12 protein-coding genes are annotated in these 12976 nt (G+C 54.4%); 11 read left to right on the forward strand and 1 reads right to left on the reverse strand.

What is annotated here, in order from left to right:
• Positions 1–50 precede the first annotated feature (50 nt).
• The 11 genes from xapA (at position 51) to rlmC (ending at position 11000) form a co-directional block, all read left to right on the forward strand.
• On the forward strand, positions 51–884 hold the full coding sequence (gene xapA / locus A936_RS20180; protein ID WP_008461054.1) for a xanthosine phosphorylase: 834 nt from the start codon (positions 51–53) through the stop codon (positions 882–884).
• Positions 885–912: 28 nt separating this feature from the next.
• Complete coding sequence (locus A936_RS20185; RefSeq protein ID WP_008461055.1) at positions 913–2169, forward strand: nucleoside permease; 1257 nt, start codon at positions 913–915, stop codon at positions 2167–2169.
• Positions 2170–2234: 65 nt separating this feature from the next.
• A complete protein-coding gene (locus A936_RS20190; protein WP_008461056.1) occupies positions 2235–3140 on the forward strand; it encodes a LysR family transcriptional regulator in 906 nt (301 codons plus the stop codon).
• 75 nt (positions 3141–3215) lie between these two features.
• Complete coding sequence (gene rimK, locus A936_RS20195; protein WP_008461057.1) at positions 3216–4118, forward strand: 30S ribosomal protein S6--L-glutamate ligase; 903 nt, start codon at positions 3216–3218, stop codon at positions 4116–4118.
• 92 nt (positions 4119–4210) lie between these two features.
• Complete coding sequence (locus A936_RS20200) at positions 4211–4690, forward strand: YbjN domain-containing protein (protein ID WP_008461058.1); 480 nt, start codon at positions 4211–4213, stop codon at positions 4688–4690.
• 383 nt (positions 4691–5073) lie between these two features.
• Positions 5074–6186, forward strand: a complete 1113-nt coding sequence (potF, locus tag A936_RS20205; protein WP_008461059.1) for a spermidine/putrescine ABC transporter substrate-binding protein PotF — start codon at positions 5074–5076, stop codon at positions 6184–6186.
• 141 nt (positions 6187–6327) lie between these two features.
• Positions 6328–7461: a putrescine ABC transporter ATP-binding subunit PotG gene (gene potG / locus A936_RS20210; RefSeq protein WP_008461060.1), complete on the forward strand. Its 1134-nt coding sequence runs from the start codon at positions 6328–6330 to the stop codon at positions 7459–7461.
• A 9-nt stretch (positions 7462–7470) separates the two neighbouring features.
• Complete coding sequence (gene potH / locus A936_RS20215) at positions 7471–8433, forward strand: putrescine ABC transporter permease PotH (RefSeq protein ID WP_008461062.1); 963 nt, start codon at positions 7471–7473, stop codon at positions 8431–8433.
• A complete protein-coding gene (gene potI / locus A936_RS20220; protein ID WP_008461065.1) occupies positions 8430–9275 on the forward strand; it encodes a putrescine ABC transporter permease PotI in 846 nt (281 codons plus the stop codon). The genes potH and potI overlap by 4 nt, the downstream gene beginning before the upstream one ends.
• Before the next feature lie 75 nt (positions 9276–9350).
• Positions 9351–9824 carry a YbjO family protein gene (locus A936_RS20225; RefSeq protein ID WP_008461066.1) on the forward strand — a complete coding sequence of 158 codons (474 nt, stop codon included), beginning with the start codon at positions 9351–9353 and terminating at the stop codon, positions 9822–9824.
• Positions 9825–9872: 48 nt separating this feature from the next.
• Complete coding sequence (rlmC, locus tag A936_RS20230; RefSeq protein ID WP_008461068.1) at positions 9873–11000, forward strand: 23S rRNA (uracil(747)-C(5))-methyltransferase RlmC; 1128 nt, start codon at positions 9873–9875, stop codon at positions 10998–11000.
• Between the two features lie 77 nt (positions 11001–11077).
• Here the strand turns inward: rlmC and A936_RS20235 are convergent, their stop codons facing one another.
• On the reverse strand, positions 11078–12931 hold the full coding sequence (locus A936_RS20235; RefSeq protein WP_157141447.1) for a glycosyltransferase family protein: 1854 nt from the start codon (positions 12929–12931) through the stop codon (positions 11078–11080).
• Positions 12932–12976 lie beyond the last annotated feature (45 nt).

Genomic DNA, 12976 nt, shown 5'->3' on the forward strand with positions numbered 1-12976 from the left:
AGTCGTTATAACTGCTGAAGTTATAACGACAATCTGTCAAGGAACCTTCTATGCCAACCTCTGCTTTTGATAATTCGCCTTTCTACGCCGCCGACATTATTCGCGCCCGCATTAACGGTCTGGTACCCCGCATCGCTTTTATTCTGGGCTCCGGGCTGGGGGAGCTGGCGGAAAAAATCGACTCCCCTGTAACATTTTCCTACGAAGAGCTGCCCGGGTTCCCCGTCAGCACCGTCCACGGCCATGCGGGCGAACTGGTCGTCGGCACGCTGGCTGGCGTGCCTGTAGCCTGTATGAAAGGGCGGGGGCACTTTTATGAAGGGCGTGGAATGTCGGTGATGACCAGCGCAATTCGCACTTTTAAGCTGCTGGGATGCGAGATGCTGTTTTCTACCAACGCCGCCGGTTCTCTGCGCCCGGAAGTGGAACCTGGAAGCCTGGTGGCACTCAGCGATCATATTAATACGATGCCGGGCACGCCGACCGTTGGGCCAAATGATGAGCGGTTTGGTGAGCGCTTTTTCTCGCTGGCAAACGCCTATGATGCCGACTATCGCGCCGTACTCCAGCAGGTTGCACATGAGCAGGGGTTCCCGCTGCACGAGGGAGTATTTGTTTCTTATCCAGGGCCAAACTTCGAAACCGCAGCGGAAATTCGCATGATGCAAATCATTGGCGGCCACGTGGTGGGGATGTCGGTTGTGCCGGAGGTGATCAGCGCCCGCCATTGCGGCCTGAAGGTGGTTGCCGTCTCGGCGATTACCAACCTTGCCGAAGGGCTGGGGAGTATTCAGCTTTCCCATGAACAGACGCTGAAAGCGGCTGCGCTGTCGCGGCAGAACTTTATTAACCTGATTTGCGGCTTCCTCGGCAAACTGGCCTGATCCTCACTGACCAAGGCAGGGAAAACAGATGGCGATTAAACTCCGCTTAAAAATCATGCTGTTTTTACAGTACTTCATCTGGGGGGCGTGGCTGGTCACTTTGGGATCTTACATGATCAATACGCTCGGCTTTAAGGGGGCAGATGTTGGCATGGTTTACAGTACCAAAGGGCTTGCGGCGCTGCTGATGCCGGGTCTTATCGGCATTGTGGCCGATAAATGGCTCCCGGCCAATCGGGTGTACTCTCTCTGCCATCTGGTGGGGGCGGGGATGCTGGTCTGGGCGGCCAGCATCGACCAGCCGGGGTTGATGTTTTGGGCAATGCTGGGTAATGCCCTGGCCTTTATGCCGACCATTGCGCTGTCCAATACGGTGTCTTACGCCTGCCTGGAAAAAAACGGACTGGATACGGTGACGCATTTCCCGCCTGTGAGGGTGTTCGGTACCGTGGGCTTTATTGCGGCGATGTGGACCGTTAGCCTGATGCGCATAGAGCTGAGCAGCATGCAGCTCTATATTGCCGCAGGGGCTTCCGGTCTGCTGGCGCTGTATGCGCTCACATTGCCGACTATCCCGGTGATAAAAAGCCAGGCCACGCGCAGCTGGGTGAGCCGCCTGGGGCTGGACGCGTTTGTGCTGTTCAAAAAGCCACAAATGGCGGTTTTTTTCCTGTTCGCCATGCTGCTTGGGGCGGTGCTGCAAATCACCAATACTTTCGGTAACCCTTTCCTGCATGATTTTGCCCGTCAGCCTGAGTTTGCCAGCAGCTTTGTGGTGCAGTATCCCTCGATTTTGCTGTCCGTCTCGCAGATGTCGGAAGTGGTCTTTATTTTGACGATCCCTTTCTTCCTGCGGCGTTTTGGCATTAAACAGGTCATGCTGATGAGCATGGTCGCCTGGGTGCTGCGCTTTGCGCTGTTCGCCTGGGGCGATCCTTCTGTCTTTGGTTTTGTGCTGCTGTTGCTGTCGATGGTGGTGTACGGCTGCGCCTTTGATTTCTTTAATATCTCCGGCTCCGTGTTTGTTGAGCAAGAGGTGGAGTCACGTATTCGCGCCAGCGCTCAAGGGCTGTTTATGACGATGGTGAACGGGGTTGGGGCGTATTTCGGGGCGATTGTCAGCGGTTATGTGGTGGATTATTTCACCACCGATGGCGCCAAAGACTGGCCGACTATCTGGCTGGTTTTTGCTGGCTATGCGCTGGTGCTTGCCGTCGTCTTCCACTTTAGCTTCCACTATCACCACCGCCAGCAGAGTGATTCTTCGGCATCGCTCGCACATTAAGGCTCCTGGCCTTACAGCGAGCGTAAGCGATGGTAATTTATGAGGCTTGCCACTCAGGGAGCCTCATGAATACATCTCAGCGTATCTATCGCACCGATCTTAAGCTGCTGCGCTATTTTCAGGCCGTAGCCGAGGAACTGCACTTTGGCCGGGCCGCCGCGCGGCTGAACATGTCGCAGCCTCCCCTGAGCTTTCATATCAAAGAACTGGAAGCTCAGCTGGGGACGGTACTGTTTATCCGCCATTCCCGGCACGTGGCGCTGACTCACGCAGGCGAAGTCCTGCTGGAAGAGACAAAACAGCTGCTGAACAACGCAAGCCTTGCGCTGGCCAGGGTTGAGCAGATTGGCCGTGGTGAAGGCGGTCGAATTCAGCTAGGGATTGTTGGCACCGCCATTTGGGGTGGGCTGCGGCTTGGGCTACAGCGGTTTATTGCTGACTATCCCGCCATTGATGTGACCTTCCGCGAAAAGTCCCCGGGGGATCAGCTTGCTTTGCTTGAACGTCACGAGATTGATGCCGGGATCTGGCGGATGGAAACCAGCCCGCCCGGTGGCCTTAAGAGCGAAAAGCTGCATGAGGCGACATTTATGGTCGCGCTGCCGGAGCAGCACCCGCTAGCCCGGCAGCAAACGGTGGACATTACCCAACTGCGGCATGAGGCGTTCGTGACGATGACCGCCATTCACTCTGACTGGACTTTCCTGCAACGTGTTTGCCGTGAAGCTGGTTTTACCCCGAGGGTTGTCCGTGAGGCGGTGGAGCCGCAAACCGTCCTGGCGCTGGTGAGCATTGGTTTCGGGCTAACCATCATCGCCGACAGCTACGCACAGATGAACTGGCCTGGCGTGGTGTTTCGCCCCCCGGCGAGGCCGATACCCGCCGACCTGTATGCCGTTTTTGATCCGGTCCATCTCACCTCGACCACAAAGCAATTAATTGAGGCACTTAAGATGTCTCCCACCGATTAGTCCGTCGTTGAAAGGTGAAGGCAGTGGTATGATTAGCGGGCGGTTAATTTTGGTCTGGTTGCTCAGAGGTGCAGGTTGAAAATCGCTATTTTATCCCGGGATGGAACGCTCTACTCATGCAAGCGCCTGCGCGAGGCGGCAACGCGTCGTGGTCATCAGGTGGAGATCATTGATCCCCTTTCTTGCTATATGAACATTAATCCGGCCGCGCCTTCCGTGCATTACAAGGGGCGTCAACTGCCGCATTATGACGCGGTTATCCCGCGTATTGGCTCGGCTATCACCTTTTACGGCACGGCGGTGCTGCGCCAGTTCGAAATGCTGGGAAGCTACCCGCTGAATGAGTCGGTGGCGATCACCCGCGCGCGGGATAAGCTGCGTTCGCTGCAATTGCTGGCGAAGCAGGGGATTGATTTGCCGGTGACGGGGTTTGCCCACTCGCCGGACGACACCAGCGATCTTATTGATATGGTGGGTGGCGCGCCGCTGGTGGTGAAGCTCGTTGAAGGTACGCAAGGAATTGGCGTGGTGCTGGCTGAAACGCGGCAGGCGGCGGAAAGCGTGATTGATGCGTTTCGCGGTCTTAACGCCCATATTCTGGTGCAGGAATACATCAAAGAAGCGAAGGGCAGAGATATTCGCTGTCTGGTGGTGGGGGATGAGGTTGTGGCCGCCATTGAACGGCAGGCCAAGCCCGGCGATTTCCGCTCAAACCTGCACCGTGGCGGCGTCGCGCATCAGGTCACAATTACCGATCTTGAGCGAGAAGTGGCGCTAAAAGCGGCCAGCACGCTGGGACTGGATATTGCCGGGGTGGACATTTTACGCGCCGAACGCGGGCCGCTGGTGATGGAAGTGAACGCCTCGCCGGGGCTGGAAGGCATTGAAAACACGAGCGGGGTCGATATCGCCGGGCTGATGATCAAATGGATAGAGCGGCAGGCCCGCCCTGGGTACTGTCTTAAAACCGGGGGATAATTACCAAATCGGCGCTAATGCATAGTATGACGTGTCATTTTTGCGTAAGATGGCACGTTAATTTTTGAACAGGTAATGAGGTTTTTGCGTTTATGGATTCACTCGTGGTCCCGACTCTGGACACTTTACGCCGCTGGCTGGATGAAACTGGCGTAACCTTTTTCGAGTGCGATACCTGCCAGGCATTGCATTTGCCCCATATGCAGAACTTCGATGGCGTATACGACGCGAAAATCGATCTCGTGGACAACATTATTCTGTTTTCCGCATTGGCAGAAGTTAAGCCGTCGGCGCTGCTGCCGTTGGCGTCCGATCTCTCCTCGATCAACGCCAGCTCGCTGACGGTGAAAGCGTTTCTCGACATCCAGGATGATAACCTGCCCAAGCTGGTGGTGTGTCAGTCGTTGTCTGCCTCCGTGGGCATTACCCGCGAGCAGTTTGCCGCCTTTGTTCAGCAGAGCGAAGAGCAGGTTTCGATGGTGATCCTCGAGGCTTGCGCTAATCAGCTGCTTTTTGTGGCCGAAGAAGAAGAGCGCGACGGCACAATTATTCACACCCACTCTCTGCACTGATCCTTTCTTTTTTTAACGCAGCGGCCACCAGCGCCGCTGCGTTCTGCATGTTTTTATTCTGTCATAAAGCCGTCACAGCCAGACAAATCCCTGCCATAAGGCGCGTTTTTGCCGCCTGAATAGACGAAAGATGTCTAAAAAGTTGATAAAAGGCGTTTTTTCATCCGGGCTATAGTCGCCAACCCTGGCTACAGTTATTCTTGCTTGGCCGTAAAAACGAGCAACGTCTGCGTGAAGATTACCCAAATTCTTTTTCAGCAGAATGAATAGAGATGCATGAATTTTGCATGCTAAAAAAGCGTGCGGCGAATGCGGATAAGCCACATTGCGTAAATTCGGCTCATTCGAGCCTGGTTTGGCCTTTATTCAGAAGGAATGAAATTATGCTCTACCTACGTAAAAAAGGGTTGTTGGGGATGGTTGCTGGCGCGCTGATGGTGGCTTCTGCCGCCAGCTCTGCCGCCGAACAAAAGACGCTGCACGTTTATAACTGGTCTGACTATATAGCCCCGGATACCCTGGCAAACTTCACGAAAGAGACCGGCATCAAAGTGGTCTACGACGTGTTTGATTCCAACGAAGTGCTGGAAGGGAAGCTGATGGCGGGCAGCACGGGCTATGACCTGGTGGTGCCGTCTTCGCAGTTCCTTGAGCGCCAGGCGCAGGCCGGCATCTTCGAGCCGCTGGATAAAAGCAAACTGCCGAACTACAAAAACCTCGACCCGGAAATGCTCAAGCTGGTGGCGCAAAACGACCACGACAACAAATACGGCATTCCGTACATGATGGTGACGACCGGCATCGGCTACAACGTCGATAAAGTGAAAGCCGTGCTGGGGAAAGACGCGCCGGTGGACAGCTGGGATCTGATCTTCAAGCCGGAAAACCTTGAAAAACTGAAAAGCTGTGGCGTGTCGTTCCTGGACGCGCCAAGTGAAATTTACGCGACCGTGTTGCACTACCTGGGCAAAGATCCGAACAGCACCAACGCCGCGGACTACACCGGGGCGGCTAACGATCTGCTGATGAAGCTGCGGCCAAATATTCGTTACTTCCATTCGTCGCAGTACATCAACGACCTTGCCAACGGTGACATCTGCGTGGCGATTGGCTGGTCCGGGGATATTCTGCAGGCGGCAAACCGCGCCAAAGAAGCTAAAAATGGCGTGAATGTTGCTTATTCCATTCCTAAGGAAGGCGCGATGGTCTACTTCGATATGTTTGCCCTGCCGGTAGATGCGAAGAATAAAGACGAAGCGTACCAGTTCCTGAACTACCTGATGAAGCCGGACGTTATCGCCAACATCAGTAATCATATTTACTACGCTAACGCCAACAAAGAAGCTACGCCGTTACTGAGCGAAGAGGTCCGCAGCAATCCGGGAATTTACCCGCCGGCGGATATTCGTGCCAAGTTGTTCACACAAACGGTGATGCCAGCGAAGATTGACCGGGTTATCACCCGCGCGTGGACTAAGGTTAAAACAGGCAAATAGTCCTGTGACACCCTGCACCGGGCGGTTGCACCAGAGTTGTGCAATCGCCCCAGCCTGAACGGAAGCCCTTGTTTCCAGAATGGCGAAAAGTACGGCAACCGGGCCGTATCTTCTTTTTGCTTTTGCCGGAGAGCAACAGAATTGAACGACGCAATCCCTCGCCCGCAGTCCAAAACACCCAAAGCGCTGACGCCGCTGCTGGAAATTCGTAACCTCACAAAATCGTTTGATGGCCAACATGCCGTGGATGACGTCAGTCTGACCATCTACAAAGGCGAAATTTTTGCTTTGCTGGGCGCCTCGGGCTGCGGCAAATCCACGCTGCTGCGCATGCTGGCGGGGTTTGAACAGCCAAGTGCCGGGCAAATCATGCTTGATGGCGTCGATTTGTCGCATGTGCCGCCTTACCAGCGCCCAATCAATATGATGTTCCAGTCCTACGCGCTGTTCCCGCACATGACCGTGGAGCAAAACATCGCCTTTGGCCTGAAGCAGGACAAACTGCCGAAGGCGGAAATTACCAGCCGGGTGGCAGAAATGCTGACCCTGGTACACATGCAGGAGTTCGCCAGGCGCAAGCCTCACCAGCTGTCCGGCGGCCAGCGTCAGCGCGTGGCGTTAGCCCGAAGCCTGGCCAAGCGTCCCAAATTATTGCTGCTCGACGAGCCGATGGGGGCGCTGGATAAAAAGCTCCGTGACCGGATGCAGCTGGAAGTAGTGGACATCCTTGAACGCGTCGGCGTGACCTGCGTAATGGTGACCCACGATCAGGAAGAAGCGATGACCATGGCCGGGCGAATAGCCATCATGAATCGCGGCAAGTTCGTGCAAATTGGCGAGCCGGAAGAGATTTATGAGCACCCAACCACCCGCTATAGCGCGGAGTTTATCGGGTCGGTAAACGTCTTCGAAGGGCTGCTGAAAGAGCGTCAGGACGACGGGCTGGTGATAGACAGCCCCGGACTTGTGCATCCGCTGAAGGTGGATCCTGATGCTTCCGTGGTGGACGGCGTACCGGTCTTCGTTGCGTTGCGCCCGGAAAAGGTGACGCTTTGCGAGGAGCCGCCCGCCGATGGCTATAACTTTGCCGTCGGAGAGGTGGTGCATATCGCCTACCTCGGCGATCTCTCCATCTACCACGTTCGGCTGAAAAGCGGGCAGATGATCAGCGCCCAGCTGCAAAATGAGCACCGCTACCGTAAAGGAGCGCCTACCTGGGGGGATGAAGTTCGCCTGTGCTGGGATGCCGACAGCTGCGTGGTTCTGACGGTTTAAGGGGGCAAGATGACAACACTTTCTGAAGGCCCGGCAGAGACGGCGGTTCCTCAGCCCTCGGGCGTGAAGCGTTTGCTTGCCCGTTTGCAGATGGCGCACGGGCGCAAGCTGGCGATCGCGCTGCCCTATTTGTGGCTGATCCTGCTGTTTATGCTGCCGTTCCTGATCGTCTTTAAGATCAGTTTTTCGGAAATAGCCCGGGCGATCCCGCCTTACAGCGACCTGGTGAGCTGGGCCGATGGCCAGCTGTCGATCACCCTGAATCTGGCGAACTACTTCCAGCTGACGGACGATCCGCTCTACTTCGAGGCTTATCTGCAATCTTTGCAGGTCGCGGCGGTGTCAACGCTGTGCTGCCTGGCGCTGGGCTATCCGCTCGCGTGGGCGGTGGCACACAGTAAACCCTCAACGCGAAACATCCTGCTGTTGCTGGTGATCCTGCCTTCATGGACCTCGTTCCTGATCCGCGTGTATGCGTGGATGGGCATCCTGAAAAACAACGGCATATTGAATAACGTGCTGCTTTGGCTCGGGGTTATCGACCAGCCGCTGACGATCCTGCACACCAATCTTGCGGTCTACATCGGGGTAGTTTATGCCTACCTGCCGTTCATGGTGCTGCCGATTTATACCGCGCTAACGCGCATAGATTATTCGCTGGTGGAGGCTTCGTTAGATCTCGGCGCGCGGCCGCTGAAAACGTTCTTCAGCGTGATTGTGCCGTTGACCAAAGGCGGGATTATTGCCGGTTCGATGCTGGTGTTTATTCCGGCGGTAGGGGAGTTTGTTATCCCGGAACTGCTCGGCGGGCCGGACAGCATCATGATTGGCCGCGTCCTGTGGCAGGAATTCTTTAATAACCGCGACTGGCCGGTGGCCTCAGCCGTGGCGATTATCATGCTTCTGCTGCTGATCGTGCCGATCATGTGGTTCCACAAATACCAGAACAAAGCGGGGGAGGACCACGCATGAACAACTTACCGGTTGTGCGCTCTCCGTGGCGTATTTTGATTCTGGTGATTGGCTTTACCTTCCTGTATGCGCCCATGCTGATGCTGGTTATCTACTCGTTTAACAGCTCTAAGCTGGTGACGGTGTGGGCCGGCTGGTCAACGCGCTGGTACGGGGAGCTGTTCCGGGATTCGGCGATGATGAACGCCGTTGGCCTGAGCCTGACCATTGCTGCGGCGGCCGCCACGATGGCCGTTATCCTGGGGACGATTGCTGCCGTGGTGATGGTGCGTTTTGGTCGCTTTCGTGGCTCAACCGGCTTTGCCTTTATGCTAACGGCACCGCTGGTGATGCCGGATGTGATCACCGGGCTTTCGCTACTGCTGCTGTTCGTGGCGCTGGCGCACGCGATTGGCTGGCCGAGCGACAGGGGAATGCTTACCATCTGGCTGGCGCATGTGACGTTCTGCACCGCCTATGTTGCGGTTGTCATTAGCTCACGCCTGCGGGAACTGGACCGCTCCATTGAAGAAGCGGCAATGGATCTGGGGGCGACGCCGCTGAAAGTGTTCTTTGTGATCACCGTGCCGATGATCTCGCCCGCCATTATCTCCGGCTGGCTGCTGGCGTTCACGCTTTCGCTTGATGACCTGGTTATCGCCAGCTTCGTGTCCGGGCCGGGTGCGACTACGCTGCCGATGCTGGTGTTCTCGAACGTGCGCATGGGGGTTAACCCGGAAATTAACGCCCTGGCGTCCATTATTCTCGGCGTTGTGGGCGTTATCGGCTTGATTGCATGGTGGTTTATGGCGCGGGCAGAAAAGCAGCGGCTGCGCGATATCCAGAGTGCAAGACGTGGTTAAAACGCCTAAAATCTGCAATGATGTGCCTCCGGTGCCGCGCTTGTCGCGGCACCGTGACGTAAGGAACGCGAGGTTGTGGAAATTATCAGGAAACAGCGGTCATCCCATGCAAAATTAAACGTCCCCACGCTGGTGATGGTGGCGGCTATCGGCATCGTCACTACCCGATGCCTCGACCTGCTGCTGCTGTTTAATATGCTCGGAGTTAGCGGGGTGATGGATTTTGTCCATCGCAGCGTGCAAACCTGGCCCCTGACGCTGGTTTTTCTCGGCAGCCTGTTGATGCTGTTTGTCGAACTGCGTTGCGCGTTCGTCATCGTCAAAGGGCGTAACTGGGGACGCTGGCTGTTCCTGCTGACCCAAATTATTTCCGTGACCTGGTTGTCTCTGTCCTCCCTGGGCTGGGGATACCCTGAATTATTCAGCGTTGCCGGGGGCACTAAGCGCGAGATCTTCCGTTCGCTGTTTACCCAAAAGCTGCCCGATATTCTGGTGCTGATTTTGCTGTTTATCCCCGCCCGCAGCCGGCTTTTTTTCAGACTTCAGTAAGCGCAGAGTGCTACAATCTGCGCCCTCGTTTTTTCTCAGGGTTTTTCTATGCAATGCGCGCTCTATGATGCCGGCCGCTGTCGTTCCTGCCAGTGGATTGAACAACCGGTGGAAGACCAGCTTCTCGCTAAAATGACCGATCTCCGGCAACTGCTGGAAGGCATTGCCGTGGGCGAGTGGTGCCAGCCGGTCAGCGGCCCTGAGCAGGCATTTCGCAATAAAGCTAAAATGGTGGTTAGCGGCAGCGTGGAAAAACCGCTGCTGGGGATGTTACACCGCGACGGCACGCCCGAGGATTTAACCGACTGCCCGCTGTATCCTGTTTCATTTGGGCCTGTTTTTGCGACATTGAAGCCCTTTATTGCCCGTGCGGGATTAACGCCCTACAACGTGGCGCGTAAGCGTGGAGAGCTGAAGTATCTCCTGCTGACCGAAAGCCTGGCGGATGGCGGCATGATGCTGCGCTTTGTGCTGCGTTCGGAAAGCAAGCTGGGGCAGTTGCGAGCGGCGCTGCCGTGGTTACAGCAGCAACTCCCTCAGCTCAAGGTGATTTCGGCCAACATTCAGCCCGTACACATGGCGATTATGGAAGGTGAGCAGGAAATTCTGCTGACCGAACAGCGTGCGCTCGAAGAGGTTTTCAACGGCGTACCGCTCTATATTCGTCCGCAAAGTTTCTTCCAGACTAACCCTCAGGTTGCTTCCCGGTTGTATGCCACCGCCCGTGACTGGGTGCGCGCGCTACCCGTCAACCATATGTGGGATCTGTTCTGCGGCGTGGGAGGTTTTGGCCTGCACTGCGCCACGCCGGAGATGAAGCTTACCGGGATTGAAATTGCCCCGGAGGCGATAGCCAGCGCACAGCAGTCGGCTGAAAAACTGGGCCTGCATAATATTCATTTTCAGGCGCTGGATTCCACTCAGTTTGCCGTCGCCCAGCAGGATATCCCGCAGCTGGTTTTGGTGAACCCGCCGCGCCGTGGGATCGGTAAAGCGCTGTGCGATTATCTGACGCAGATGGCTCCGGCGTTTATCGTCTACTCAAGCTGCAACGCGCAGACCATGGCGAAGGATATTCAGATGCTGCCGGGTTATCGCGTGGTGCGTACCCAGCTGTTTGATATGTTCCCGCATACTTCGCATTACGAAGTGTTGACGCTGCTGGTCCGGGACTAACATTTGGGAAGCGGAAGCCGCCGGGTTGGTGCCGTCACGATGCGTGTTTCCGCTTTTATATGTAGCCGTTAAGACTGTCAGAAGCCAGTGATCATGATATCACCCAGCCTGTGTTTAATGACGCTCATCTCGTTGATAAATAATGTGTTCCAATTTTTTGAACCATCTTTAAACAACTTAGCAACTTGCTGACGCAAGGGCAGCTCAGGCATTTCCGTTTCAGAAATTTCAATAGCGTTGCTGAGCATTTTGTTATTTTCAAGCATCAGTCCCAGTTCCCATGGGCTGGCGAAATGAACGGGATTGGTCGCTTTGTCGCTATACCAGATGCTAATGCTGCCTGTGGGTGAGGAGGCCAGAGCCTGCATGCCCTGAAGCACAATTTTTAGATAACGGCGGGTAGCTTTTAATACCACCGACTGATTCATTTTTTCCTCTAAATTTTTCAATCGCAGGGAATCATTGGCGAGTGGAAGCTGCCTGAACAAAATGTCATGTGCCTTTGAAACATAAGTTTCCTGCGAGGATATGGCTTCAATCAATGCGGCCAGCGTTAAAGATGTATCGATAACGTCAGGTTCAGTAGAAACATATTTGTCGAGCGCCGCGTCAAGTTTTTCATTTACTTCCAACTGGTAGATAAAGTCTCTTGTAGCGGCATGACTGCTGAGATATTTGGTGTTGGCCAACTGTTCGTTGTGCCCTTCAATAGGCAGTACCAGCAGACGGGATTTACATGGAGTATTACGATGTAAGTAACTGAATTCTCCGTTGGTACCAGCCCCTGCGGTGGTAATGCCATCAGCATCGGCCAGGTAGGCCAGATGCAGTGCGTTATAGTTTCCAACTGCTTTTGCACCGCAGAATAAAAATATGCGCCGGGAATAATGCTCATCGTTCTGACTGATTTTAGACAGAACATGCTGGGCAATGAGATTGCTTTTCTTATGCGCGTAAATATAAACAATGTTGCGTAGAGCCATGTTTGCCATGCATCTGCTCCCTGCTATCACTCCCGCAAAGAGAGCACCGCTCCCTAAGGCACTCGCGACCGCATTCAAGGGGAGAGCGTGAGCCTGCAGCAATTGAATAATTTTCGTATGTGCTTCTCTTATTCCGCTGGCGGAGGTGATCCGCAGCATGTCGGCGGTAGATTTGACCGAACTCAGCGTATTTTTTTCGCCAAGGGATATATGAGAAATATTTTCGAAAGTACCACCCAATACCTTTGCTAACAACGCATATTTTGGCAGTAAGTTCATTGCCGAATTTTTGGGATCCAGCAGAATGGCGTGATTTTGCTGATCCAGACGGTGTATAGCCGGCACGCCAGCTTTGGCGGCTGATTTTTGCAGGGAATAATCCATATCAGTAAGTACATAGATACGTTTTTGAAACGCTTTTATGTCGAGATATTTTTTCAGATGGCTAAAAAGATCGGCGCTTTCAATAACGGGAAGTTTATTGATGTCGAGGATATTGCTAAGAAACGTTTCCGGGGATAGGGTTCGCGTACGATGAGATATATCAGGTAGTAAGGCGGGACGATTGTTGCGATATCGTAAAGGGTTACTGGCCAGTCTTTCAAGTATTTTTGCATCGTCTGACCCTCCAGTTTTATCATCCAGATAACCGTAGACGGGCTTAGTTGACTCTGTCAGTAAGACGTGAATTCCTCGGCTTGCCAGCTTATTTGCAAGCGTCTGGAGTTCTCCCCGGCGCTGGACATTCTCCCAGGCGGGAGGTGCATGAAATATTACTATGGAGTCTTTAGGTAGCGTGTCTTGCTGAAGGGCATGATCGATTATTTGTAATAGTCGACCGGTATGCCCTCCACCCGTAGGCGAATAGCCGACGATTAGGAGCTTTGTTGTTTTTTCCAGATTAAATTGAGTTAATAGACGCGAAAGTGAGGATGCAGCAAGTGGCATAATTATCGTACCTCATCGATATTTCATTGTGGAGGAATTCCAGCC

Origin of the sequence: Enterobacter sp. Ag1 (assembly GCA_000277545.1) — a bacterium.
GTDB lineage: Bacteria > Pseudomonadota > Gammaproteobacteria > Enterobacterales > Enterobacteriaceae > Cedecea.